Source organism: Kitasatospora sp. NPDC018619, from assembly GCF_044391605.1.
In the GTDB taxonomy this organism is placed as follows: Bacteria; Actinomycetota; Actinomycetes; order Streptomycetales; family Streptomycetaceae; genus Kitasatospora.
In genome coordinates, this window is the sequence record NZ_JBISAI010000001.1 from 603,343 (window position 1) to 627,503 (window position 24,161).

Below are 24,161 nucleotides of genomic sequence, written 5' to 3' on the forward strand. Positions count from 1 at the left end.
GAGTGGGAGGCCGGCCGGGCCGGCTTCCCACTCCGTGGGAGACACCGCGTCAGAGCTCGGTCCGGCGGCGGACCACCACCAGGAGATCGACGACGGCGAACAGGGTGAGCACGCCGCAGGCCACGGCGAAGCCGGTGAGGGTGCCCCGGCTCGGGGCGCCGGAGGCGGGGGAGACGGCCGCCCAGACCGCGAAACCCACCGTGGCCAGGGCGAACAGCGGCGTGAAGGCGAGCGACAGCAGGTAGCGGAGCCTGAGGGCGCTGCGGGCGGTGGCCGGCTCGGTGCCGCTGCGCCAGCGTCGCGGGGTGGTGGTGCGCATGCCGTTCACCTCCGGACCGTGCGGGTCGGGCTACGATTCCAGCGTACGTCCGGGGCGGACGAGCCGGGGAGGCGTGGTGTCGGAGTCGGACGAAGTGGGCGCGGGCTCCGGGGCCGGGGCGGGCCAGGACGGCGAGGGGTACGCGGGACTGCGGGTCGAGCGGGCCCGGGAGCTGGCCCGGCGGCACGGCTGGGCGTCGGTCCGGGTGCTGGAGCCGGGGGACCTGATGACCATGGAGTACCGGCAGGGGCGGCTCAACCTGGCGGTGCGCGACGGAGTGGTCGAGCGCAGCTGGGAGGGGTAGGGCCGCCCCCGGGTCCCGGCTTCCGACGGTTGCGTGGTTCCGGGCTAGCGGGCTCGCGGGCTCCCGGGCGGGACGGAGCCGGACGGCGGGGGCACGGGTTCAGCAGGGCAGGTGTCGGCGCCCCAGGCGCCGCTGGAGCCGCTGTTCGGCGGCGGCGACGAGCGGCTCCAGCAACGGCAGGGAGAGCAGGACCAGCAGTCCGGCGGCCCAGCCCGCCAGCACGTCGGTGACCCAGTGGGTGCCCAGGTAGACCGTGGTCAGGCCGATCGAGCAGGCCGTGGCGGCGGCGATCAGCGCCCCGGTGCGCCGCCAGCGGACGGCGAGGTAGGCGAGCACGCCCCAGGTGACCACCGCGTTGGCGGTGTGGCCGGAGGGGAAGATGGTGCCGCCGGAGAAGAGCTCGGGCGAGCCGACGTACTGGGCGTAGTGCGGGCCGAGCCGGCCGGTGACGATCTTGACCGCTCCGACGGTGACGTTGAGCAACAACAGGGCGATGCCCATGACCAGCAGCGGTCGCAGCCGGCCGAGCCGGTGGGCGCGCCAGCCGAGCCAGAGGAAGGCGGCGATCGCCGAGGGGCCGCGCTGCCCGGCGACCACCCAGGTGCCCAGCAGCGGCTCCAGCCGGGGCCAGCGCTCGTAGGGGCGCAGCAGCCGGACCGACCAGTCGAGGTCGACCAGGGCGGTGTTGAGCAGGACCCCGGCCAGCACCAGCAGGTAGCCGGCGAGGGTCACGGCGAGCAGTGCGGCCTGCCGTCGGCCCATGGGGGGCCAGCCGGGCTCGCCGGGGGCGGGACCGAGCTGCGCGAGGGTGCGGCCGGGGGCGCCGGGCGCCTCCTCGCGGCCGGTTCCGGCGGTGCGGTGCTCCGGGCCCCGGCGCGGAAGGGGAGCGGGGGTACTTCTGGATTGCACGGGGTGACCTTACCCAGCCGGACAGGGCTATTCCGGCGGTAATTGTCATTTTCCCGGGAAATCGACAATTGGGGCCGACCGGGGGCGGCCCGAGGGGTGATTTCCGCTATTCCGTCATCGAAAGTCAGTGTGGTGCTCGAATGTTCCTGCAAAAGCCCCGGTAAAGCAAACGGAGTGGGCGGCCGGTGTGCCCGGCTTCCCACTCCGTGGTAACCCTGTGTAGGTTCCGTGCTCAGTCGAGGGGGCCGCCCGCGACGTAGATCACCTGGCCGGAGACGAAGCCGGCGCCCTCGCTCGCGAGGAACGAGATGGTGTGGGCGACGTCCTCGGGCTGACCGACCCGCTGGACCGGGATCTGCGAGGCCGCAGCCCGCTTGAAGTCTTCGAAGTCCATGCCGACCCGGGCGGCGGTGGCTGCTGTCATGTCCGTGGCAATGAAGCCGGGGGCGACCGCGTTGGCGGTGATGCCGAACTTGCCGAGCTCGATGGCCAAAGTCTTGGTGAAGCCCTGGAGACCGGCCTTGGCTGCCGAGTAGTTGGCCTGGCCGCGGTTGCCCTGGGCCGAGGAGGAGGACAGGTTGACGATGCGGCCGAAGCCGGCGTCCACCATGTGCTTCTGCACCGCGCGGGTCATCAGGAAGGCGCCGCGGAGGTGAACGTTCATGACCGTGTCCCAGTCGGACTCGGACATCTTGAAGAGCAGGTTGTCGCGGAGCACACCCGCGTTGTTCACCAGGACGACCGGGGCGCCGAGCTCGGCGGCCACCCGGTCGACGGCGGCCTGGACCTGCTCGGCGTCGGAGACGTCGGCGCCGACGGCCAGCGCCCTGCCGCCGGCGGCGGTGATGCGGTCGACGGTCTCCCGCCCGGCCGCCTCGTCCAGGTCCAGGACGGCGACCGCGTGGCCGTCGGCGGCCAGTCGCAGGGCGGTGGCGGCGCCCAGGCCGCGGGCGGCGCCCGTCACGACGGCGACCCGGGGGGCGGTGCTCTGCTCGGTCATGCTCGCTCTCGTCTCTCTCGCAGTGCCGCTCCGGGAGGGCCCCCGGAGAGGGTGGCCACACCCTACCGGCGGGTAGGTGTGGCGGCCAGGGTGGAGAGACGCAGGTGACGGTCGGTAAGGACCGACCGGTCGGCTTTCTGCTGAGAACGGGTTACTGCAAGGCCTTCGCAGCCAGTAAATATGCCAATGTTGCCGAACCTGCGTCTACTATCCGCCCCTGCCTGCCAGCAAGGGCCCGCCGTTTGTATAGTGTCCGCCAGCAGCCACCGGCTGCACGGCTGGAGCGCCCTCCCTCATAGCTGGACGCCCACTCGCCGTTACTGCCCCACCCGGGTGTCCCACACACACCGGGTGTGACATCGGGACGGATACATGGTGCTGGGGGAGATCCCGACAACCCGCGTGTCCGCGCGACTTCAGCAGTCGCCCGGACACCTCATTCGCGTGGCACAGCAGGTTCACACCCGCTTGTGGTCCGAACACGTCGGAGCCGATCTCACGGCTCCGCAGTTCGCCGTGCTGCTGGTCCTGGCCTTGGAGCCGGGTGCGGACCAGCGGACGGTCGGCGAGCGGGCCTCGCTCGACAAGGCCACGATGGCGGAGATGGTCGCGCGGCTGGTCCGCCGCGGCCTGGTGCTGCGCAGGCGCGACCCGGCCGACGGCCGGCGCAAGCTGCTGGCCCTCTCGCAGGGCGGCGCCCAGGCGGTGCGCGAGGCCACCGGCGGTGTGGTCCGCGTACAACGCGTCCTGTTCGAGCCGCTCACCGCGGAGGAACAGGTCGAGATCGTCCGGGTGATGGCCAAGATAGCCAGGCTGGAGCCCGCGGCGGTCGCCGTCATCACGGACGCGCGGCCGATACTGGACGCCCAGCGGGCGATCGGCTACCTGATCAGGGTGAGCCAGCAGGTGCACACCAAGCTCTGGTCGGAGCACGTGGGCGCCGAGCTGACGGCTCCGCAGTACGCGGTGCTGGACGCGCTGGAGCTGGAACCGGGCGCCGACCAGCGCACGGTCGGCGAGCTCGCCTCGCTGGACAAGGCCACGATGGCCGAGATGGTCAGCCGGCTGGTGCGCCGAGGTCTGGTGCAGCGCCGGCGCGACCCCTCGGACGGACGGCGCAACCTGCTCTCGCTCTCACCGGCGGGGCAGGACCTGCTGCACCGCTCGGCCGCCGGGGTGGCCGAGGTCCAGCGGCTGCTGCTGGCGCCGCTGGAGGAGGACGAGCACGAGGCCGCGCTCGCGCTCATCGCGAAGGCGGCCAGGCTCTAGGTCAAGAGTTCGCCGCAGTAGCCAAAACGATTCGCCAAAATGCTGAGGGCCCATGGGCTTTGGCGCATCGGGGTACGCCGGAGGCCGCCCGCTCCCGTAGGGTGCGGGCGGTCTCCGTGCGACGGCCGTCAGGCGGTTCGCAGGCCCGGGAGGCCCGGGGTCCGCGTCAGTTCCAGTCGAACTCCTGCGGGTCGGGGCCGATCCGCTTGCCGGTGGCCACGGCGGCGATCGCCGCGAGGTCCTCGGCGTCCAGCTCGAAGCCGGTGACGTCCAGGTTCTCGCGGATCCGCGACGGGGTGACGGACTTCGGGATGGCGATCACGCCGCTCTGGAGGTGCCAGCGCAGCACCACCTGCGCGACCGTCCGGCCGTGCTTCTCGGCGATCCTCACCAGCGCGGGCTCGGCGAGCAGCTCCCCGCCCTGGCCCAGCGGGCTCCAGGCCTCGGTGGCGATGCCGTGCTCGGCGTGGAACGCGCGCAGCTCCGTCTGCGGGAAGTACGGGTGCAGCTCGACCTGGTTCAGGGCCGGGGCGACGGAGGCCTCGTCCAGCAGGCGGGTCAGCTGCTCGGCGCCGAAGTTGGAGACGCCGATCGAGGTGACCCGGCCGTCCGCCTTCAGCTGCTCGAAGGCCTTCCAGATGTTCAGGTAGCTGTCGCCGCGCATCGGGCGCGGCCAGTGGATCAGGTACAGGTCGAGGCGGTCGAGGCCGAGCTTGGCCAGCGAGGCGTCGAACTCGCGCAGCACCGCGTCGCGGCCCTGCGGGCCGGACCAGTCGCGGGTGCCCGAGTTCCACAGCTTGGTGGTGACGTACAGGTCCTCGCGGGCCACGCCGCCCGCCAGCGCCTCGGCGATGGCCGCACCGGTGCCGGCCTCGTTCTCGTAGACGGCCGCGGTGTCGATGGAGCGGTAGCCCGCCTCGATCGCGGTGCGGACGGCGGGGGTGGCCTCGGCGTCCGGGACCTGCCACACGCCGAATCCGAGCTGCGGGATCTGCGCGCCGTCGTTGAGGGTGACGGTGGGGATGGTGCTCACGGAAGCGGTGCCCTCCTGATTGTCCTGTGGTTCCAGTGGGGGCAACTGGTGTCCCGGTGTGATTGTTCCCGCCGAACGGGCGAATCTTGGGTGAAGCTTTGCGGGGGTTTGGCCGAGGCCCCGGTCGGCCCGTAGCGGGACGGAAAAGCCCAGGTGGGGTCAGGTGCGGGGGGTCCGAGGAGAAGGTGCGGGCGGGCGCTGGGGGCGTACGCCGGGGGCGCGTAGGGGGAGTGCGGGCCCGGTCGCCGGCGGGCCGGGCGCGGGGGGTGCGGAGCGCGGGGAAAAACCTGTTGCGCGGATCACAGCGAGGTTGGCAGGCTCGCGGCCATGACCTCCTGACTTCCGGGCCCTTCGTGCCCGTTCCGTCTCCGTCCGGTCTCCGCTCCGGACGCGTCCACGATGCCGCGCGGGCCGCCGTGCCGCCGCGCAGCGCATCCTCCGCCCGCCGGCCCGGGGCGGCTGCTGCCCGGCTGCCGCCCGGCTGCCGTCCGCTGCCGTCCGTGCCGCGCGCACGTCACCGCGGCGTTCCGCGCGCCCCGTGCCCCTGTAGCTCCCCCGCACCCCGTGCGCCCGTGCCCGCACGCGCGCACCGCTCGTATCGGAGTGTCATGCTGCTCACCCCCCTGCCGCTGGCCGACCCAGGCCGGCCCGACCTCTCCTCGCCCCTGGCCTTCCTGCGCTGGCTCCAGCGCAGCCAGCGGCGCGGGCAACTGCTCGCCACCGTCTGGACGCTGATCGAGATGGGGTGCCAGGCCGCCCTGCCGGTGCCGCTCGGGTTCGGCGTGCAGGCCGCCGTGGACGGCGACGCCGGCCGGCTCTGGCGCTCCGGCGGGCTCCTGCTGCTGCTGGGCGCGGGCGCCGCGGCCGGTACCGTGCTGGCACACCGTCAGGCGGTCTGGAACTGGATCCACGCGGCGACCCACGTACGGCAGTTGGTGGCCCGGCAGGCCTCGGACCTCGGGGCCGGGCTGTCCCGCCGGATCGCCACCGGCGAGGTCGTCGCGGTCGGCAGCGGGGACGTCGAGCGGATCGGCTGGTACGTCGAGCTGGTCGCCCGGGTCCGCTCCGCGGTGGTGGTCTGGCTGGCCGTCAGCGCGGTGGTGCTGGTGGTCGACCCGGTACTCGGGGTCGGGGTGCTGCTCGGCGTTCCGGTGCTGGCGGCCTCCGTCTGGCCGCTGATCGGGCCGTTCGAGCGGCGCTACGAGGAGCAGCGGTCCCTCGGCGGCAAGGCCGGCGAGCTGGCGGCCGACACGGTCGCGGGGCTGCGGGTGCTGCGCGGCATCGGCGGCGAGGAGCTGTTCCTGGAGCGGTACCGGGCCGCCTCCCAGAAGGTCCGGGCGGCGGCCGTCCGCTCGGCCCGGATCTGGTCGTTGATGCAGGCGCAGCAGGTGCTGCTGCCCGGCCTGTTCGTGGTCGGTGTCACCTGGTACGGCGCCCGGCTGGTGGCGGACGGCGAGCTCGCCGTCGGCACCCTGATCGCGGTGTACGGCGCGACGGCCTTCCTGGCCGCTCCGCTGCGGGTCCTGGGCGAGGCGGCGCACGCCTGGAGCGTGGCCAGGGTCTCGGCCGGGCGGGCCGTCCGGGTGCTCTCGCTGGAGCGGACGGCCGGCGCCGCGTCGGCCGCGCCTGCCGGGCTGGCCAGGCCGGACAAGGCCGACCTGTACGACCCGGCGAGCGGGCTGACGGCACGGGCCGGCGACCTGACCGCCGTGGTCTGCGGGGATCCGGACCACGCCGGGGCGCTGGCCGAGCGGCTCGGCGGCCACGTCCCGCTGGCCGAGGGCGAGCGCGCCCGGCCCTCTGCGCGGCTCGGCGGCACGGAGCTGGACGCGGTGCCGCTGGCCGAGGCCAGGGCGGCGGTGCTGGTCCACGACAAGGAGCCGGTGCTGCTCTCCGGCACGCTGGCCGAGCTGTTCGACATCCCGTCCTCGGGGCGGGTGCCGGCCGCCGCGGCCCTGGCGGCGGCCCGGTGCGAGGACGTGCTGGAGGCCCTGGTGGAGGGCTCGCCGGAGTGCGGGGGAGACCCGATGCGCGCCCGGATCACCGAGCGCGGGCGCTCGCTCTCGGGCGGGCAGCGCCAGCGGCTCGCGCTGGCCCGCGCCCTGCTGGCGGACCCGCCGGTGCTGGTGCTGGACGAGCCCACCAGCGCGGTGGACGCCCACACCGAGTCGAGGATCGCCGCCGGGCTGCGCGAGACCAGGGCGGGCCGCACCACCGTGGTGTTCGCGACCAGTCCGCTGCTGCTCGACCAGGCGGACCGGGTGGTGCTGCTGCGGGACGGGCGGGTCGTCGCGGCCGGGCGGCACCGCGAGCTGATGCGGTCGGAGCCGGCCTACCGGGCCGTGGTCACCCGCGACGAGGAGGCGGCCCGTCCGGTGGGTGGGGCCGTATGAGGACCGCCGCCGTGAGGGCTGCCGTCATGAGGACCGCCGTCATGAGGACCGCCCGCCCGGGGCCCGTAGGCCCGTGGTCCGCGGGCCTGACGTCCGCGGGCCTGAAGTCCGCGGGCCTGACGTCCGCAGGCCTGATAACCGCCGCCAACTTCCCTGCCACACACGCGAGGAGTACGTCATGAAGCCCCCCGTCCAGGAGGAGCAGGGGCCGGCCACCACCCTGCCGGTCGGCTCCCCGGCCGCCGTGCGCGAGTACCTGCTGCTGCTCGCGCGGCGGCACCGTGCCGGGTTCTCCGCGGTGGTCGCGCTGCACTCGACGGCCACGGTGGCCGGGCTGGTCGGGCCCTGGGTGCTCGGCCGCCTGGTCGAGTCGCTGGCCACCGGCACCGCCGGATCGACCATCGCGGTGGCGGTCGCCTGGTACCTGCTGGCACTGGTGGCGCAGGCGGCCTTCACCGGCTGGTCCCGGATGCGCGGTGCGGTGCTCGGCGAGCGGGTGCTGGCCGACCTGCGCGAGGACTTCCTGGTCCGCTCGGTGGGCCTGCCGACGGGCGTGCTGGAGCGGGCCGGCACCGGGGACCTGGTCTCCCGGGGCACCACCGACGTCGACCGGCTGGACAAGTCGGTCCGCGAGGCGGTGCCCGAACTCGCCGTCGCCGTCGTGTCGTTGCTGCTGGTGCTGGGCGCCCTGCTGGTCACCTCGCCGCTGCTCGCGCTGACCTCGCTGGTCGGGCTGCCGCTGCTGCTGGTCAGCTCCCGCTGGTACTTCCGGCGCGCGCCGCAGTCCTACCGCAGCGAGTCGGCCGGGTACGCGGCGGTCAGCAACGTGCTGGCCGAGACGGTCGACGCCGGGCGGACGGTCGAGGCGCTGCGGCTGGGCGACCAGCGGGTCCGGCTGACCGACCGCAAACTGGGGGAGTGGCTGGCCTGGGAGCGGTACACCCTGTGGCTGCGCTCGGTCTGGTTCCCGACCATCGACGCCGTCTACACCTCGGCGGTGCTCGCCACCCTGGTGCTCGGCGGGCTGTTCACCATCCAGGGCTGGATCACCGTGGGCCAGTTGACCACCGGTGTGCTCTACGCGCAGATGCTGACCGGCCCGGTGGACCTGATCCTGCGCTGGTACGACGAGCTCCAGATCGGCCAGGCCTCGCTGGCCCGGCTGGTCGGGGTGCGCGAGGTCCCCGAGCACGAGGGGGACGAGTCCGCGCGGCCGGACGGCCGGCGGGTCGAGGCCAAGGACGTCCGGTTCGGCTACCGGGAGGGCGCCGACGTCCTGCACGGGATCAGCCTGGACGTCGCCCCGGGCAGCCGGGTCGCGCTGGTCGGGCCGTCGGGCGCGGGCAAGTCCACCCTGGGCCGGCTGCTGGCGGGCATCTACGCTCCCGGCCGCGGCAGCGTGACGCTCGGCGGTGCGGCGCTGGCACGGATGCCGGCCGAGCGGGTGCGCTCGGAGGTCGCCCTGGTGAACCAGGAGCACCACGTCTTCGTCGGCACCCTGCGGGACAACCTGCGGCTGGCCGCCCCCGAGGCGGACGACACCGGGCTGCGGGCCGCACTGGACGCGGTGGACGCCGGGGCCTGGGTGGACGCCCTGCCGGAGGGCCTGGACACCGAGGTCGGCTCCGGCGGCACCGCGCTGACCCCGCCGCAGGCCCAGCAGCTGGCGCTGGCCCGGCTGGTGCTGGCCGATCCGCACACCCTGGTGCTGGACGAGGCCACCTCCCTCCTGGACCCGCGGGCCGCCCGCCACCTGGAGCGCTCGCTCTCCCGGGTGCTGGAGGGCCGGACGGTCATCGCCATCGCCCACCGGCTGCACACCGCGCACGACGCGGACGTGATCGCGGTGGTCGAGGGCGGGCGGATCAGCGAGTACGGCAGCCACCCGGAGCTGGTCGCGGCGGGTGGTCCGTACGCGGCGCTCTGGCGGTCCTGGCGCGACGAGCGGTAGCGGCCGTCCGGGCGGCGGGAGCTCAAACCCGTACGGGGCAGGATTGCCCCGTACGGGTTACTCCCTGGCCCGGAAGGGCGCGTAACCGGGCAAATCGTCCGCCCGCCCCGCAGACTGCTCCGGTGACCAAGATTTCAGACGGCTCGTCCCGCTCCCCGCGCGGTGAGATCGGCGGGATTCCCACGCGCTACCTCGGGATCGCCGCCATCGTCGTCCTCGCGGTGTGGTTCCTGTTCGCCAACCTCGACAAGGTCAGGATCCAGTTCTGGGTCTTCACCGTCACCGCGCCGCTCTGGATCGCGCTGCTGGCCACGCTGGTCGCGGGCGTGGTGCTGGGCTGGCTGCTGAAGGGACGGCGCGACCGGTGACCGCAGCCTCCGGGCCGGCTTCCGTCGGCGCCCAGGCCTTCGTCCCGCTGATCGAGCTGCGCGGTGTCAACAAGCACTTCGGGGACCTGCACGTCCTGCGGGACATCGAACTGACGGTGGGGCGCGGCGAGGTCGTCGTGGTCATCGGGCCGTCCGGCTCGGGCAAGTCCACCCTCTGCAGGGCGATCAACCGGCTGGAGCCGATCGAGAACGGCACCATCCTGATCGACGGGCAGCCGCTGCCCGCCGAGGGCAAGGGCCTGGCGAAGCTGCGCGCCGAGGTCGGCATGGTGTTCCAGTCCTTCAACCTGTTCGCGCACAAGACCGTGCTGCAGAACGTCTCGCTCGCCCAGGTCAAGGTCCGGGGCCGGGCCAAGGCGGAGGCGGACGCCAAGTCCCGCGCGCTGCTGGAGCGGGTGGGCCTCGCCGACCAGGCCGGCAAGTACCCGGCGCAGCTCTCCGGCGGGCAGCAGCAGCGGGTCGCGATCGCCCGCGCGCTGGCGATGGAGCCCAAGGCGCTGCTGTTCGACGAGCCCACCTCGGCGCTCGACCCCGAGATGATCAACGAGGTGCTGGACGTCATGCGGCAGCTCGCGAGCGAGGGCATGACGATGGTCGTGGTCACCCACGAGATGGGCTTCGCCAGGGCCTCCGCGAACCGGGTGGTGTTCATGGCCGACGGCCGGATCGTCGAGGACCGCGCCCCGGAGGACTTCTTCAGCGCTCCCGAGAGCGAGCGCGCCCGGGACTTCCTGTCCAAGATCCTGAAGCACTGAGGCGGCGCCGTGAACCGTGAGACGACGCCGGTGGCGGGGCCCGGGACGGCCTCCGGGGCGGCGCGGGCGGCGAAGCCCGCGGGCGGGACCGCGGCGCGGGCGGGCGGGCGGCTGCTCGCCGCCGCTCTGCTGCTCACCGCGCTGGTGGCGGGCTGCGGCAAGCCCGGCACCCCGCCGCCCAAGGGCCCGCAACCCAGCGCCCTGCCCACCTACCAGGTGCAGGACGCCTCCGCGATCACCGGCTCGCCGACCCTGGACGCCGCCCGCGGCCGGGGCCACCTGGTGGTCGGCGCCAAGGAGGACCAGCCGTACCTGGGCCAGAAGAACCCGGCCACCGGCGTGTACTCCGGCTTCGACATCGAGATCGCCAAGATGGTCGGCGCCTCCCTGGGCTTCCCGCCGGACCGCATCCAGTTCAGGACGATCGCCTCGGCCAACCGGGAGACCGCGCTGCAGAACGGCCAGGTGGACTACTACGTCGGCACCTACACCATCAACGAGAACCGCAAGAAGCTGGTCGGCTTCGCCGGCCCGTACTTCATCGCCGGGCAGTCGCTGCTGGTGCGCAAGAACAACACCACCATCCACGGCCCCGAGGACCTGGACGGCAGGAAGGTCTGTTCGGCGGCCGGTTCGACGCCGTACCAGCGCATCCAGGCGAAGTACCCGAAGGCCAAGCTGATCGGTTACGACACCTACTCGGCCTGCGTGGACAACCTGATCACCGACCAGGTCGACGCGGTGACCACGGACAACGCGATCCTGCTGGGCTACGCGGCCAAGGTGCCGGACGAGCTCAAGGTGGTCGGCCCGCTGTTCTCCACCGAGCCGTACGGGATCGGGGTGCCGAAGAACGACACCGTGCTGCGCGGTGCGATCGACGACGCGCTCGAGCACCACATCCGGAACGGCGACTGGCGCAGGGCGTTCGAGGCGACTCTCGGCCTCTCCGGGGAGCCGGCGCCCAACCCGCCGCAGATCGACCGGTACTGAGAGGGCCGCGCCGTGAAAACGCTGACCGACAACTGGTCGACCTACTGGGAGGGGTTCCTCGGGACGCTCTCGCTGTTCGCGGTGAGCGCCGTGCTGTCGCTGGTGCTGGGCGTGGTGATCGCGGGCTTCCGGGTCTCGCCGGTGAGGCCGCTGCGGGTGTTCGGCACGCTGTGGGTGACGGTGCTGCGCAACACGCCGCTGACCCTGCTGTTCTTCATCGTGGTGCTCGGCCTGCCCCGGTTCGACGTCACCCTGCCCTTCTACGCCTTCGCGGTGCTCGCCCTGGGCTGCTACACCTCGGCCTTCGTCTGCGAGGCTATGCGGTCCGGCATCAACACGGTGCCGACCGGGCAGGGCGAGGCGGCCCGCAGCCTCGGCATGAGCTTCGGGCAGACGATGGGCCTGGTGGTGCTGCCGCAGGCGTACCGCTCGGTGGTGGCACCGCTCGGCAGCGTGATGATCGCACTGGCGAAGAACTCGGCGATCGCCGGTTCGTTCAGCGTCACCGAACTGCTGGGCACCTACCGGACCATCAACGAGCTGGGCTACAGCATCGTCTGGACCTTCGTCTGGATCGCGGTCGGCTACCTGGTCATCACCCTGGCCATCAGCGCCGTCTTCAACCTGCTGGAACGACGAGTGGCGGTGTCCCGATGACGGCGGAAACCTCGGCCCTGTACGACATCCCCGGCCCGAAGGCCCTCGCCCGGCACCGGCTGTACGGCGGGATCGCGCTGCTGCTGATCGCGGCGCTGGTCGGCTGGGTGGTCTACATGCTCTTCCACACGCACCAGTTCACGGCCGCCAAGTGGCGGCCCTTCGAGTACCGGGGCGTGCAGGACCTGCTGCTGCGCGGGCTCGGCAACACCCTTCAGGCCTTCGGGTGGACGGTGCTGTTCGCGCTGCCGTTCGGTGCGCTGTTCGCCGCCGGGCGGCTCTCCGACCACCGGGTGGTGCGCTGGTTCGCGACGCTGGTGGTGGAGTTCTTCCGGGCCATGCCGCTGCTGGTGATGATCTTCTTCGTGTTCGTCGCGCTCAAGGTGCAGCCGCTCTGGGCCCTGGTGGCCGGGCTGGTGCTCTACAACGGCTCGGTGCTGGCCGAGGTGTTCCGGGCCGGCGTGCTCGCGGTGCCCAAGGGGCAGCGGGAGGCGGCCTTCGCGCTGGGGATGCGCAAGACGCAGGTGATGACGTACGTCCTGGTGCCGCAGGCCAACCGGGCGATGCTGCCGGCCATCATCAGCCAGCTGGTGGTCGCGCTCAAGGACACCTCGCTGGGCTTCCTGATCACCTTCGAGGAGTTCCTGCACGCGGGCAAGCTGATCGCCACCAACCTCGACTACGACCTGCCGTTCATCCCGGTGGTGATGGTGATCGCGCCGATCTACATCGGGATGTGTCTGCTGCTCTCCTGGCTCGCCCGCTTCGTGGAGCGGCGCAGCCGGCGCAGCCCGAGCGTGCGCGGTGGGGCGCCGGTGGTCAAGGCCGGGGTGTCGATGGGCCTGCCGCCCTCGGCGCAGCGGTGAGGCTGGCCCGGCGGGTGTGGGCGTTGGTTCGAGGCTGAACCATAGGTGCGGGTGGGGTCGGGGTCGCTACCTCCAAATTCCTCTTATGATTCTCGGGCGCCCGGTGGACGGACGAGTGGGAGGGATCATGGAGCCGGTGTTCGACTCGCGGCACATCAGGACGTTCCACGAGGTCGTCCGAGCCGGCTCCTACTCGGCGGCCGCCCGCGAGCTGGGCTACACCCAGCCGGCCATCACCCAGCAGATGAAGGCGCTCGAACGCACCGTCGGCGTCCCGCTCTTCACCCGGGCGGGGCGCGGACTGCGGCTCACCGAGGCCGGCGAGGCGCTCTCCCGGCACGCCGAGCTGATCCTCGGCAGCATGTCCGCCGCCCAGCAGCAGCTCGCCGCGCTGGCCCGGCTGCGCGCCGGGCGGGTGCGGGTCTGCGCCTTCCCCAGCGCCAACGCCACCCTGATACCCGAGACGATGGCCCGGCTGCTGGCCGAGCACCCCGCGGTGCGGGTCGAACTGCTGGAGGCCGAGCCGCCGGACTCCGTCCAGCGGCTGCTGCGCGGGGAGTGCGACATCGCGCTGGCCTTCCGCTATCCGGGCGGGGCCACCGAGGTGCCGGAGGGCGTGGACGAGATCCCGCTGATGGAGGACCTGCTCACGGTGCTGCTGCCGGTCGGGCACCAGCTCGGGCGCCGGCACGCCGTACGGCTGGCCGACCTCGCCGGCGAGCGCTGGATCGCGGGCTGTCCGCGCTGCCGGGCCAACCTGCTGCACGTCTGCGCGGACGAGGGCTTCGCGCCGGACATCGTGTTCTCCACCGACGACAACCTCGCGGTGCAGTCGCTCGTCGCGGCCGGGGTCGGGATCGCGCTGATGCCCGCCCTGGTGCTGTCCTTCATGTGCCACCGCAAAGTCACCGGGCGGGCCGTCGAGCCGCACCTGCGGCGGCAGGTGAGTGCGTACGTGCTGCGCGAGCACCGGCGGATCCCGGCCACCGGGCTGGTGCTGGACCACCTCCGGCAGGCGGCGGCGAGTCGGGTCGGCTGCTGAGCCGCCGGGCGGCCGGGCGTGCGGTGGGGCCGCTGGGCTGCTGAGCCGCCGGGCGGCGGGGCGTGCGGTGGGGCCGCTGGGCTGCTGAGCCGCCGGGCGGCGGGGCCGCTGGGCCGTCGGGCGGCGGCGAGGGCTGATGCATCGCGACCTATAAGCGTTAATGGGGAGGTTCCTTACAATCCCTCCTTGGACGTGATAGGTCCGGGGCTTCGAACATACTGGCATGACACCCTCAGCCACGGTCGGCACTGACCGGCTCACCGAGCGGATGACCGCGCTGATCAGTGAGATCCGCGCCGTCGTGGACCGCGGGCTCCCCCCGGAGCTCACCGCCTACCTGGTCGGCGAGCGCCTCGCCCCGCACCTGCTCGCCGACTCGGACGGGCCCGACGCGCTGCTCGCGCCCGCCCACCGCGAAGGCGACCCGCAGCGCTACCGCCAGCACGTCCTGCACGCCGAGGAGGACGGCAGCTTCTCCGTCGTCGCCCTGGTCTGGCTGCCGGGGCAGCAGACCCCGATCCACGACCACGTCTCCTGGTGCGTGGCCGGCGTCCACCAGGGGCAGGAGAGCGAGACCCGCTACCGGCTGGTCTCCGACGGCGCCCGCTCCCGGCTGGTCGAGACCGAGCACGTGGCCGGCCCGGCCGGCACCGTGGCCGCCTTCGCCCCGCCCGGCGACATCCACCTCGTGCGCAACTCCTGTAGCAGCACCGCGATCTCCATCCACGTCTACGGCGCGGACGTCTCGCGACTCGGCACCAGCATCCGGCGGGTCTACCGGCTGCCCGCCGACGGGCAGCAGTGAGGGCGGCGTGGCACTGACCCTCCGGCAGCGCGCCGTCCGCACCCGCTCGCTGCCCCCGATGCGCGGGGACGCCCCCGGGCTGCTGCTCGCGGCCCTCGGGGTGGCCGCCGCGCTGGGCATCCACGCGCTGGTGCCCGCCGTGCCCGAGCTCACCGCCGCCGTCGTGCTCGGCATGCTGGTGGCGCACCTGCCCGGGCTGCGCCCGGTGGTCCGCGGGATCGCCCGGCCCGGGCTCTCCACGGCCGGGAAGCGGCTGATGCGGCTCGGGATCGTCCTGCTCGGGCTCAAGCTCTCCCTGGACGACGTGCTCGGCCTCGGCTGGGCCACCGTCGCCATGGTGCTGGCGGTGGTCGCGGCGACCTTCGCGGGCACCCTGTGGCTGGGCCGGCGGCTCGGCCTGCCCGGGGACCAGCCGCTGCTGGTCGCCACCGGGTACTCGATCTGCGGGGCCTCGGCGATCGGCGCGGTCAGCCAGGCCGCGGGCAGCGAGGAGGAGGACGTCGCGGCCTCGGTGGCGCTGGTCACTCTGTGCGGGACGCTGGCGATCGCCGTACTGCCGCTGCTCCAGCACCCGCTCGGGCTCGACGGGGTCGAGTTCGGGCGCTGGGTGGGGGCGAGCGTGCACGACGTCGGGCAGGTCGTCGCCACCGCGCAGACCGGCGGGGCCGGGGCGCTGCGGGAGGCGGTGCTGGTCAAGCTGATGCGCGTGGTGCTGCTGGCGCCGCTGGTCGCGGGGGTGGCCGTGGTGGTGCGGCGGAACCTGTGGGCGGCGCGGGCGACGGCTTCGGTGGGGGCCTCGGGCGGGCCGGCGGCCGGGGCCCAGGGCGGGACGCCGGGCGGGGTGCCGGGCGGGACGGCCGGCGGGGTGCCGGAGGAGAAGTCGGATGAGAAGCCGGTGAAGACCGGCAGCCGGCCGCCGATCGTGCCGCTGTTCGTCGCCGGGTTCCTCGCCATGATCGTCCTGCGGACCACCGGGGTACTGCCCGAGCGGGCGCTCGGGCTGGCCGCGGACGCCCAGCAACTGCTGCTGGCCGCCGCGCTGTTCGGCCTGGGCAGTGCGGTGCACCTGCCGACCATGGCCCGCACCGGCGGGCGGATCGCCCTGCTCGGGCTCGGGTCCTGGGTGGTCGTCGCCGGCGTCTCGTACGCGGGTGTGCTGGTCACGACCTGACGGGGCCGGGTGCGGACTCGGCTAGAGTCGGGCGGGTGTCCGTCCCGGTCCGTCCCGGGGCGGCCCCGCAGCCGAGCTTGCCCGAGTCCGCCAAGGAGCACGGATGACCACCGCACTGCCCGAACGTGACGGCCGTGAGGCCGTCGTCACGCTCGACCGGCGGGAGGGCCCGTACGGCGAGGTGGTGCTCCGGCAGCGCGGGCGGGACTTCGAGATCATCGCCAACGGCTGCTTCCTGATGGACACCGCCGACGGCCGCTCGGAGCGGCTGCTGATCCAGGCGGCGCTGGACGAGCTGGACCGTACGGGCGGGCCGGTCGAGAGGCCGTCGGTGCTGATCGGCGGCCTCGGGGTCGGCTTCTCGCTGGCGTACGCGGCGGCCGAGCCCCGCTGGGGGCGGATCGCCGTCGTCGAGCGGGAGACCGCGATCATCGACTGGCACCGGACCGGCCCGCTCGGCGCCTTCTCCGGCGGTGCGCTGGAGGACGCCCGGGTCGAGGTGCTCCACACGGACCTGCTGGAGTACCTCGCGGCGGCGGACGGCGAGCGCTACGACGCCCTGTGCCTGGACATCGACAACGGGCCGGACTGGACCGTCACCGAGTCCAACGACGGGCTGTACGGCGTCGACGGCCTGGCGGTGCTGTGGCACCGGCTGCGGGTGGGCGGGGTGCTGGCGGTGTGGAGCGCACAGCCCTCCGCGGCTTTCGAGGAGGCCCTGCGGACGGCGGGGTTCTCGGACGTGGTGACGCACGAGATCCCGGTCGCCCGCGGAGTGCCGGACGTCGTGCACCTGGCCCGGCGGGCGGGCTGAGGAGCACTGCTGGCCGGGTGGTGGCGGGGGCGAACCCGCCTGTGGGGCTTGACGGTTGGCGTTCGGTGTCCGGCGGCGGCGGTCGGATGTGGGGCAGCGGCTGACAGCTGACAGATTTCAGATTTCAGCGAACGAAATCTGAAATCTGTTACTTGTCATCTCTCGGCCGACCGCCGCCCGCCGCCCGCCGCCCCGTCCGCATTCCCGCCCAGCCCGAGCTCAGGGTCAGCCGAACGGTCGGTTCTCCGGCGCGGTCTGCGCCTCCGCTTCCGGCTCCGGCTCGGCCGCCGGTCCGTCCGGGAGGGCGGCCATGGCGAAGGGGTTGAAGTCCGGCGGCGGGATCATCACCGGCGTGCCCTTGCCCGGCTTCGGCCCCTCCGCGTCCCCGGCCTGCGCCGCACCGTGCTCCGCCGCCCCGGCCCCGGCGGCCGGTGCCCGGGCCGGGATGACGGGCGGGGTCGAGGGCGGCGGCGGGACGGCGGGCCCCTGGGCGGGCAGGGTGGTCTCGAACGGGTCGGCCTGCTGATCGGCCGTGACCGTGGTCCCGAACGGATCGGGGACCTGAGCTGCTCCGGCCGGCTGGGTGGCGGGTGCCTCGCCCGGTCCCTCCGGGAGGGCGGCCATGGCGAAGGGGTTGAAGTCCGGCGGCGGGATCATCACCGGGGTGCCCTTCGGGGCGCCCTCGGCCTCCGCCGGGGCCGTCGCCCCGCCCGCGTCGGCGGCCGGGGCGTCCGCGACCGGCGCGAAGGGGTTGAAGTCCGCGGGAGGCACCCGCACCGGGGTGCCGCGCAGGTGCACCGGCTTCTCCTCCGGCATCGGCTCCGGGGCCTCTGCGACGGCGACGGCGGCAGGGGCCGGAGCCGGCTCCGGAGCCTGAGTCGCGGCCGGGGCCAGGGCAGCCGGGACGGCGGCCACGGCGCTCGGGGCCGGCACCCCGTCCCAGCCGAACTGGACGCTCTTCAGCAGCTCCGCGAACGCCTCCGTGTACAGCTCCCAGTCCTCCGGCCGCGCCGTGGACAGCTGGGCGCACAGCACCGTCCCACCGTCCGGCAGCGGTACGAAGGCCTGCACGGCCGAGGTGACCACCCAGCGCCGCTGGCCGTCGGCGGCCAGTGGTCCGGGCACCGGGACGGTCCGGCCCTCGACCAGGACGGCGGCCGGCCCGGCGGGCAGCAGCACGGTCCACACCTCGGCGTGCCGCCGGACGGTGGCCAGCTCGGTGGCGAGCGCGGTGATCGGCAGCGGGTGCCGGGCGAGCGAGACGACCAGGGCGGCGTCCGAGGTGCGGTCGCCCAGCTCCAGGGCGCAGACGCCGGCGTACACCACGCCCGCGTCGCGGATCAGGTCGGTCAGGGTGGCGGAGATCACCGCGAAGTCGCGCCGCGGCTCCGGACCGGCGGCGCTGAACAGTTCCTCGGCGACCTCCGCCAGGTGCCGGGCCGCCTCCTCGGCGGCTGCCGCGGTGGCCGGGGCGGTGCCGCCGGTCCGGTCCGCGCCGTCGGGCAGCGGGGGCACGGACCGGGCGGAGACGCCAGGAGGCCCGCCCGGGGAGGTCAGCGCGTGGAAGCCGGGCGGCACGACCAGCCGCACCTCGGCGCCCGCGCCGGTGGGCAGTTCGAACGGCTGGCGGGTCTGCTGCCCGGCCGCCAGCGCGGCCAGCGCGGGGGCGAACGGCGGGCGCAGCTTGGCGTCGGCGAACTCGCCGGTGACCGGCAGCTGGAACAGCGCGGCCGAGGTGGTGCCCCGGTCGGCGATGGCGCCGCGCACCGCGCCGCCGCCGTACCGGGCCTGGAGCGCGGCGACCACCCGCTCGGTGAGCCGCGCGCCGGTACCCGGACGCGCGGTGCCCGCGGTGGTCACCGTGCCGAGTCGGTCGAGGGCGGCGTGCACCGGGCCGTTGGGGGCCAGCGGCAGGCCGAACAGCGCCTCGCCGGCCGGGTGCCCGGCCGTTCGCAGGGCGCTCAGCGAGGCCGCCGGATACCGCGAGGTGTGTTCGTCGAACAGGGCGTCGGTGAGGGTGCCGAGGGTCGCGCAGACCTGCTCGGCCGCCGCGAAGGGGTTGGCCTCCGCGCTGAACTGGACGTCCTGGGTCACCTGGTGAGCCCCCCGCTCTGCTCCGTCTGCCGTCGGTGGTTCGGTGGGAGCGGGCCGTCGCCACGGCGTCGGACCGTCAAATCCCTGCTCATTCCTATCAGAGCCCACCGCCCCGACCGAACCGCAGGATGACCCGATGATCACCCGGAGGGCCGCCGCGACCGTGGCTCCGGCCCGAGCGACGGACCAACGGACCAACGGACTACCGGACCAACGGACTACCGGACCGACGGACGACCGGCCTACCGGACGAACGGACCGTCCTACGGAGCCCCGCCGTCAGCCGGGTCGGCGGCCAGCGCGGTGACGGCCTCGACGATCCCCGGGACAGCGAACAACCCCGCGAGGTCCCGCACCAGGCGCCCGGTCGGGCCCTCCGGACGCTCGTCGGCGAAGAAGGAAGCCAGTTCGGCGGCGAGGGCCGGCTCACGGGCGGCGGTGAGGGTGAGCGAGGCGACGAACTCCTGCACCAGGTGCAGCCGGAGCTCCTCCAGCGGCACCGAGCGCTCGGCCAGCCACTCCAGCGAGGTGATCTCGGCGTTGGCGATCCAGGCCCGGACGGTCAGCCGCAGCCCGACGCTCGGCGTCGGGATCGCGAGGTGGGCGAGGATCTGCTCCTGCGCCGCCCGGCGGACCTCGTCGATCACCGCCGAGGTGCCCGCGCTGGCCGCCACCGAGCCGCCGCGCAGCAGCGCCGCGAAACCCGGACCGTGGCTCTGCACGAAGTCCAGGTAGCGGCCCATCACGCGGTACAGCCGCTCCGACAGCGGCCCCTCCATCGGCTCCTCGAACCGGGTCGACAGCTCCTGCCCGGCCCGCCGCAGTGACTCCTCGTACAGCGCCTGCTTGCCGGGGAAGTAGTGGTACACCAGCGGCCGGGAGGCGCCCGCGGCGGCGGCGATGTCGTCGATCGACACCTCCTCCGGCGGCCGTCGGCTGAACAGCTCCAGCGCCACGGCGATCAGCTGCTCCCGCCGTTCGTCCACGCTCAGCCGCCGCCTCGGGCGCTCGCCCGCGGCCCGGGCGGCGGCGGGGGTCCGTGCTGGGCGGTCGGCCGTCGGGGACGGCGTGCGGGAGGCCATGCGCGCCACCCTAGTTCGTCGGAGCCCCGGCCCCCACCACCGGTCGGCCTCAGGCGGTCCGGAGGGCCAGGTAGCGGCGGTAGGCCTCGCGGCCGTCGGCGACGAAGGTGTCGCGTCCGAGGCGGTCGGCGAGTTCGTCGGGGGTGAGCCAGGCGTGCCAGGCGACCTCGGACTCCTGGGGGGAGACCGGGCCGTCCCACTCGGCCTCGTACACGTCGCACCACCAGGAGAGCCGGTCCTGCTCGAAGAGGAACCTGAACAGCGGGCGCGGTGCGATGCCCTCGACGCCGAGCTCCTCCTCGGCCTCGCGGACGGCTGCCTCGGCGTAGGACTCGCCGGATCCGACCACGCCGCCCACGAACATGTCGTACGCGCCGGGGGCGAACAGCTTGGTGTCGGTGCGGCGGTGGACGAAGATCCGCCCGGCCGGGTCGCGGACCAGGATGAAGACGCAGCGGTGGGTGAGCCCGCGCCGGTACACCTCGCCGCGCAGGGCGGTCCCGACCACGCGGTCGTGCTCGTCGACGATGTCCAGCAGTTCCTCGGCAGGGTTGGTCATGGGGGACAGGTTAGGGTTTCGGGGCTTGGTCCGAACGAATTCGAACCGGATTCGATTCAGAGTCGATCGAGGGGTTATCGAACGGGCGCTCGTACGGGCGCCCGGATCGGCGCTCGAACGGGGACTCGGAGGCGGGATCGGAGGGATCGACACCGGACGCGGGCGGCACGAGAAGCAGTGGAACGGGTCGAGGACGGACGGCGCACGGTGGTGGAGATCCAGGGCGGGACGGCTGAGGGGTTCGAGCCCGTACGGGCGGCCTTCATACGGAACTTCGCCGACTACGGCGAGCTCGGCGCGGCCTTCGCGCTGTACGTGCGCGGCCGCAAGGTGGTCGACCTGTGGGGCGGCGACGCCCGCCCGGAGGTCGGCGGCCGCCCGGCGCCCGCGGTGCCGTGGACGGCGGACACCGCGCAGGTGCTGCGCTCCGTCACCAAGGGCATGACCGCGACCGCCGCGCTGCTGCTGGCCGAGCGCGGGCTGCTCGACCTGGACGCCCCGGCCGCCTCGTACTGGCCGGAGTTCGCGGCGGCCGGCAAGGGCCGGGTCCCGGTGAGCCAGCTGCTCTCGCACCAGGCCGGGGTCCCCGCGCTGGACGTGCCGCTGCGCCTGGAGGACGTGCTCACCTGGGAGCGCGCCGTGGCCGCCGTCGCCGCGCAGGAGCCCGCCTGGGAGCCCGGCACCGCGCACGGCTACCACCCGTACACCTTCGGCTGGCTGGTCGGCGAGGTGGTGCGCCGGGTGAGCGGCCGGACGATCGGCCGGTACTTCGCCGAGGAGGTCGCCCGGCCGCTCGGGCTGGACCTGTGGATCGGGTTGCCGGCCGGTGCCGAGCCACGGGTCGGCAGACTGGTCGACCTGCCGGCCCCGGAGGCGGCCCGGTCCGGCCCGGGCGGCCTGCGGGTGCGGCCCAAGCAGGCCGTCCGGGACGCCTACCAGGATCCGTCCTCGCTGACCGCCCGCTCCTTCGCCTCGGTGCGCGCCGGGGTGGACCTCAACGACCCTGCGGTGCAGGCCGCCGAGATCCCCGGGGGCGGCGGCATCGGCACCGCCCGTTCGCTGGCCCGGTTCTACGCGGCGCTGATCGGGGCGGCCGACCGCCCGGACGGCTCCGGCGGGCTGCTGCCGCCGCTGCTCGGCCCCGAGACGCTCGCACGAGCCGTCCGGCCCGCGGTGAGCGGGCCAGACCGGGTGCTGATCGTCAACTCCACCTTCGGCCTGGGCTTCTGGCGGCACGGCCCGACCGCGCCGATGGCCTCCCCGGCGAGCTTCGGCCACCCGGGGCGGGGCGGTTCGCTGGGCTTCGCCGACCCCGACCTGGGTCTCGGCTTCGGCTACGTCACCAACGGCATGCAGCCGGGGGTCACCGGGGACGTCCGCTCGCGGAACCTGATCCGCGCGGTGCGGGGGTGCCTGGGGCTGGCGGGCTGACCGGGACGGCGGAGGGCCGACCGGCCGACGGCTCGGCGGGCGGGCGACCTCGTGGGGCGGGCGACCTCGTGGGGCGGGCGACCTCGTGGGGCGGGCCGGCCTCAGGCCTGGCCGGTCTCGAAGCGGTTGATCCTGTCGCCCTCGACGGTGAAGCGCCAGGCGGTGCGCATCGTGCCCCAGGTGTCGTTGGTGAACTCGGCGACCAGCGCGCGGCCGCCGTTCGACTCGGTCTGGACGGCCATCCGGCCGTTCGGGCCGAAGATCTCGCGCTCGACCCAGTCCGTCAGGTCGCGCTCGGACCCGTCGTCGGACATGGTCGCGCCCGGGGCGAGCAGTGCGAGGAGGGCCTCGCGGTCGCCCGCGTTGACGGCGGTCACGAAGGCGCGGACGGTGGGGTCGCTGAGTTTGGCGGGGGCGATGGTCACGCGGGGGCTCCCGGATCGGAGGGGTGCGGGGAGTCCTGTCTACGGCTTTCGCGCGGGCCGTCCGGGCATGTCGGCGGCGCGTCGGCGAATCGGCCGCATTCATGTGCTTTGATCCCCGGAACGGGCGATTCGCCCCGGAGCCCGCCACGGGGAGTGGTGAGGGAGCGGGAGGCCCCCGGCGGGCCTCCCGCTCCGCTTCCGGCGCCTAGAAGAACCCGACCGCGTCGGGGGAGTAGCTGACGAGCAGGTTCTTGGTCTGCTGGTAGTGCTCCAGGAGCGCCTTGTGGGTCTCCCGCCCGATGCCGGAGTTCTTGTAGCCGCCGAAGGCGGCGTGGGCCGGGTAGGCGTGGTAGCAGTTCGTCCAGACCCGGCCCGCCTGGATGGCGCGCCCGGCCCGGTGGGCGGTGTTGATGTTGCGGGTCCAGACGCCCGCGCCGAGCCCGTACTGGGTGTCGTTGGCGAGGGCGACGGCCTGGTCGAAGCCGTCGAAGCGGGTGACCGAGACGACCGGGCCGAAGATCTCCTCCTGGAAGACCCGCATCGCGTTGACGCCCTCGAACACCGTCGGCGTGACGTAGTACCCGCCGGCCAGCGCGCCGCCGAGGTCGGCCCGCTCGCCGCCCACCAGGATCCGGGCGCCCTCGTCCTGGCCGATCTCGAAGTAGGAGAGGATCTTCTTCAGCTGCTCGACGCTGGCCTGGGCGCCGACCTGGGTCTCGGTGTCCAGCGGGTTGCCCTGGCGCATCGCCCGTACCCGGTCCAGACCGTCGGAGAGCAGCCGGTCGTAGATCGCGGAGTCGATCAGCGCGCGGCTGGGACAGGTGCAGACCTCGCCCTGGTTGAGGGCGAACATCGCGAAGCCCTCGACGGCCTTGTCGTAGAAGGCGTCCGAGGCGGCGGCGACGTCCGCGAAGAACAGGTTGGGGCTCTTGCCGCCGAGCTCCAGCGTGGCCGGGATCAGGTTGTCGGCGGCCGAGCGGGCGATCAGCCGACCGGTGCCGGTCTCGCCGGTGAAGGCGATCTTGCGGATCCGGGGGCTGGCGGCCAGCGGGGCGCCCGCCTCCTCGCCGAAGCCGGTGACGATGTTGACCACGCCGGGCGGCAGCAGGTCGGCGGTCAGCTCGGCGAGCAGCAGCACCGAGACCGGGGTCTGCTCGGCGGGCTTGAGGACGACCGCGTTGCCGGCCGCGAGCGCCGGGGCGAGCTTCCAGACCGCCATCAGGATCGGGAAGTTCCACGGGATGATCTGGCCGACCACGCCCAGCGGCTCGTGGAAGTGGTAGGCCACGGTGTCCTCGTCCAGCTGGGAGAGGCTGCCCTCCTGGGCGCGCAGCGCACCGGCGAAGTAGCGCAGGTGGTCGACCGCGAGCGGGAGGTCGGCGGCCAGCGTCTCGCGCACCGGCTTGCCGTTGTCCCAGCTCTCCGCGACGGCCAGCTGCTCCAGGTTGGCCTCCATCCGGTCGGCGACCCGCAGCAGCACCTGTGCCCGCTCGGCGGCCGAGGTGCGGCCCCAGGCCGGGGCGGCGGCGTGGGCCGCGTCCAGGGCGGCCTCGATGTCCTCGGCGGTGCCCCGGGCGACCTCGGTGAACACCTCGCCGGTGACCGGGGTCGGGTTGCCGAAGTACTCGCCGCGGGCCGGGGGCGTCCACGCGCCGCCGATCCAGTGCTCGTACCGGGAGCGGTAGGCGACGATGCTGCCGGGGGTACCGGGGGGCTGGTAGACCGTCATGCTCGGTGTCTCCTCGCTGCGTCGGGTGCCGCCGGCGCGGCGCCGAGCCGCGGGCGGCGCGCCGCACCGCCCCGGTCGGAGGCGGTCCGGCGGGAGGGGTCGGACACGCAATCGGGCCGGCGCCCCGCCAGGCGCCCGCCGTCGAGCACGATAGCCGCCGGACGGCCACGC

The 24,161-nt window shown here is 74.0% G+C and carries 23 protein-coding genes; 14 read left to right on the forward strand and 9 right to left on the reverse strand.

Translation table 11 applies throughout. The annotated features are described in order from the left end of the window. Positions 1-49: 49 nt before the first annotated feature. Positions 50-319 carry a DUF6343 family protein gene (locus ACH5AR_RS02370; RefSeq protein ID WP_396299472.1) on the reverse strand — a complete coding sequence of 90 codons (270 nt, stop codon included), beginning with the start codon at positions 317-319 and terminating at the stop codon, positions 50-52. A gap of 76 nt (positions 320-395) precedes the next feature. Between ACH5AR_RS02370 and ACH5AR_RS02375 the strand changes: the two genes are divergently transcribed. Beyond that, on the forward strand, positions 396-623 hold the full coding sequence (locus ACH5AR_RS02375) for an I78 family peptidase inhibitor (protein WP_396299473.1): 228 nt from the start codon (positions 396-398) through the stop codon (positions 621-623). A gap of 99 nt (positions 624-722) precedes the next feature. On the opposite strand, the gene ACH5AR_RS02380 is transcribed toward ACH5AR_RS02375, so the two are convergent. Next, the gene (locus ACH5AR_RS02380) at positions 723-1,532 is read right to left on the reverse strand and encodes a phosphatase PAP2 family protein (RefSeq protein ID WP_396299474.1); all 810 of its coding nucleotides are present in this window, start codon (positions 1,530-1,532) and stop codon (positions 723-725) included. Between the two features lie 232 nt (positions 1,533-1,764). Beyond that, positions 1,765-2,532, reverse strand: a complete 768-nt coding sequence (gene fabG, locus ACH5AR_RS02385) for a 3-oxoacyl-ACP reductase FabG (RefSeq protein WP_396299475.1) — start codon at positions 2,530-2,532, stop codon at positions 1,765-1,767. A gap of 444 nt (positions 2,533-2,976) precedes the next feature. On the opposite strand from fabG, the gene ACH5AR_RS02390 reads away from it, so the two are divergent. After that, the gene (locus ACH5AR_RS02390) at positions 2,977-3,801 is read left to right on the forward strand and encodes a MarR family winged helix-turn-helix transcriptional regulator (protein ID WP_396299476.1); all 825 of its coding nucleotides are present in this window, start codon (positions 2,977-2,979) and stop codon (positions 3,799-3,801) included. Positions 3,802-3,967: 166 nt separating this feature from the next. Here the strand turns inward: ACH5AR_RS02390 and ACH5AR_RS02395 are convergent, their stop codons facing one another. After that, positions 3,968-4,834: an aldo/keto reductase gene (locus ACH5AR_RS02395; RefSeq protein WP_396299477.1), complete on the reverse strand. Its 867-nt coding sequence runs from the start codon at positions 4,832-4,834 to the stop codon at positions 3,968-3,970. A 608-nt stretch (positions 4,835-5,442) separates the two neighbouring features. Between ACH5AR_RS02395 and ACH5AR_RS02400 the strand changes: the two genes are divergently transcribed. The 11 genes from ACH5AR_RS02400 to ACH5AR_RS02450 all read left to right on the forward strand — a co-directional run bounded on the left by ACH5AR_RS02400 (position 5,443) and on the right by ACH5AR_RS02450 (position 16,670). After that, positions 5,443-7,227 (forward strand): ABC transporter transmembrane domain-containing protein, encoded by a 1,785-nt coding sequence (locus tag ACH5AR_RS02400; protein ID WP_396299478.1) that lies wholly within the window; start codon positions 5,443-5,445, stop codon positions 7,225-7,227. Positions 7,228-7,405: 178 nt separating this feature from the next. After that, positions 7,406-9,178, forward strand: a complete 1,773-nt coding sequence (locus ACH5AR_RS02405; RefSeq protein WP_396299479.1) for an ABC transporter ATP-binding protein — start codon at positions 7,406-7,408, stop codon at positions 9,176-9,178. Positions 9,179-9,300: 122 nt separating this feature from the next. Beyond that, positions 9,301-9,546, forward strand: coding sequence for a lipopolysaccharide assembly protein LapA domain-containing protein (locus ACH5AR_RS02410; protein ID WP_396299480.1), 246 nt, complete (start codon positions 9,301-9,303; stop codon positions 9,544-9,546). After that, entirely contained in the window at positions 9,543-10,322 is a 780-nt protein-coding gene (locus ACH5AR_RS02415) for an amino acid ABC transporter ATP-binding protein (RefSeq protein ID WP_396299481.1), read from the forward strand. The genes ACH5AR_RS02410 and ACH5AR_RS02415 overlap by 4 nt, the downstream gene beginning before the upstream one ends. Before the next feature lie 111 nt (positions 10,323-10,433). After that, entirely contained in the window at positions 10,434-11,315 is an 882-nt protein-coding gene (locus ACH5AR_RS02420) for a glutamate ABC transporter substrate-binding protein (protein ID WP_396299541.1), read from the forward strand. Between the two features lie 12 nt (positions 11,316-11,327). After that, on the forward strand, positions 11,328-11,972 hold the full coding sequence (locus ACH5AR_RS02425; RefSeq protein ID WP_396299482.1) for an amino acid ABC transporter permease: 645 nt from the start codon (positions 11,328-11,330) through the stop codon (positions 11,970-11,972). Beyond that, positions 11,969-12,838: an amino acid ABC transporter permease gene (locus ACH5AR_RS02430; protein ID WP_396299483.1), complete on the forward strand. Its 870-nt coding sequence runs from the start codon at positions 11,969-11,971 to the stop codon at positions 12,836-12,838. The genes ACH5AR_RS02425 and ACH5AR_RS02430 overlap by 4 nt, the downstream gene beginning before the upstream one ends. 136 nt (positions 12,839-12,974) lie before the next feature. Beyond that, positions 12,975-13,880, forward strand: a complete 906-nt coding sequence (locus ACH5AR_RS02435; protein WP_396299542.1) for a LysR family transcriptional regulator — start codon at positions 12,975-12,977, stop codon at positions 13,878-13,880. 223 nt (positions 13,881-14,103) lie between these two features. Beyond that, on the forward strand, positions 14,104-14,685 hold the full coding sequence (locus ACH5AR_RS02440) for a cysteine dioxygenase (RefSeq protein WP_396299484.1): 582 nt from the start codon (positions 14,104-14,106) through the stop codon (positions 14,683-14,685). A gap of 58 nt (positions 14,686-14,743) precedes the next feature. After that, positions 14,744-15,856 (forward strand): YeiH family protein, encoded by a 1,113-nt coding sequence (locus ACH5AR_RS02445; protein ID WP_396299543.1) that lies wholly within the window; start codon positions 14,744-14,746, stop codon positions 15,854-15,856. 103 nt (positions 15,857-15,959) lie between these two features. Continuing rightward, positions 15,960-16,670 (forward strand): spermidine synthase, encoded by a 711-nt coding sequence (locus tag ACH5AR_RS02450; RefSeq protein ID WP_396299485.1) that lies wholly within the window; start codon positions 15,960-15,962, stop codon positions 16,668-16,670. A 225-nt stretch (positions 16,671-16,895) separates the two neighbouring features. On the opposite strand, the gene ACH5AR_RS02455 is transcribed toward ACH5AR_RS02450, so the two are convergent. From ACH5AR_RS02455 to ACH5AR_RS02465, 3 genes are all read right to left on the reverse strand, one after another. Next, positions 16,896-18,764: a hypothetical protein gene (locus tag ACH5AR_RS02455; RefSeq protein WP_396299486.1), complete on the reverse strand. Its 1,869-nt coding sequence runs from the start codon at positions 18,762-18,764 to the stop codon at positions 16,896-16,898. Positions 18,765-19,027: 263 nt separating this feature from the next. After that, positions 19,028-19,846 (reverse strand): TetR/AcrR family transcriptional regulator, encoded by an 819-nt coding sequence (locus tag ACH5AR_RS02460; protein WP_396299487.1) that lies wholly within the window; start codon positions 19,844-19,846, stop codon positions 19,028-19,030. A gap of 49 nt (positions 19,847-19,895) precedes the next feature. Further along, positions 19,896-20,405 carry an NUDIX hydrolase gene (locus tag ACH5AR_RS02465; RefSeq protein ID WP_396299488.1) on the reverse strand — a complete coding sequence of 170 codons (510 nt, stop codon included), beginning with the start codon at positions 20,403-20,405 and terminating at the stop codon, positions 19,896-19,898. Between the two features lie 177 nt (positions 20,406-20,582). Here ACH5AR_RS02465 and ACH5AR_RS02470 point away from each other — a divergent pair, with 177 nt between their 5' ends. Further along, entirely contained in the window at positions 20,583-21,836 is a 1,254-nt protein-coding gene (locus ACH5AR_RS02470) for a serine hydrolase domain-containing protein (RefSeq protein WP_396299489.1), read from the forward strand. 101 nt (positions 21,837-21,937) lie between these two features. On the opposite strand, the gene ACH5AR_RS02475 is transcribed toward ACH5AR_RS02470, so the two are convergent. Continuing rightward, positions 21,938-22,261 carry a nuclear transport factor 2 family protein gene (locus tag ACH5AR_RS02475; protein ID WP_396299490.1) on the reverse strand — a complete coding sequence of 108 codons (324 nt, stop codon included), beginning with the start codon at positions 22,259-22,261 and terminating at the stop codon, positions 21,938-21,940. Positions 22,262-22,466: 205 nt separating this feature from the next. After that, complete coding sequence (locus ACH5AR_RS02480; protein ID WP_396299491.1) at positions 22,467-23,990, reverse strand: aldehyde dehydrogenase family protein; 1,524 nt, start codon at positions 23,988-23,990, stop codon at positions 22,467-22,469. Between the last annotated feature and the right edge of the window lie 171 nt (positions 23,991-24,161).

Bases quoted from the DNA above. Each gene is read 5' to 3' on its own strand.
- ACH5AR_RS02370 (WP_396299472.1), bottom strand. From the start codon at position 319: ATGCGCACCACCACCCCGCGACGCTGGCGCAGCGGCACCGAGCCGGCC.
- fabG (WP_396299475.1), bottom strand. From the start codon at position 2,532: ATGACCGAGCAGAGCACCGCCCCCCGGGTCGCCGTCGTGACGGGCGCC.
- ACH5AR_RS02400 (WP_396299478.1), top strand. From the start codon at position 5,443: ATGCTGCTCACCCCCCTGCCGCTGGCCGACCCAGGCCGGCCCGACCTC.
- ACH5AR_RS02405 (WP_396299479.1), top strand. From the start codon at position 7,406: ATGAAGCCCCCCGTCCAGGAGGAGCAGGGGCCGGCCACCACCCTGCCG.
- ACH5AR_RS02430 (WP_396299483.1), top strand. From the start codon at position 11,969: ATGACGGCGGAAACCTCGGCCCTGTACGACATCCCCGGCCCGAAGGCC.
- ACH5AR_RS02440 (WP_396299484.1), top strand. From the start codon at position 14,104: ATGACACCCTCAGCCACGGTCGGCACTGACCGGCTCACCGAGCGGATG.
- ACH5AR_RS02445 (WP_396299543.1), top strand. From the start codon at position 14,744: ATGCGCGGGGACGCCCCCGGGCTGCTGCTCGCGGCCCTCGGGGTGGCC.
- ACH5AR_RS02450 (WP_396299485.1), top strand. From the start codon at position 15,960: ATGACCACCGCACTGCCCGAACGTGACGGCCGTGAGGCCGTCGTCACG.
- ACH5AR_RS02460 (WP_396299487.1), bottom strand. From the start codon at position 19,846: ATGGCCTCCCGCACGCCGTCCCCGACGGCCGACCGCCCAGCACGGACC.
- ACH5AR_RS02465 (WP_396299488.1), bottom strand. From the start codon at position 20,405: ATGACCAACCCTGCCGAGGAACTGCTGGACATCGTCGACGAGCACGAC.
- ACH5AR_RS02480 (WP_396299491.1), bottom strand. From the start codon at position 23,990: ATGACGGTCTACCAGCCCCCCGGTACCCCCGGCAGCATCGTCGCCTAC.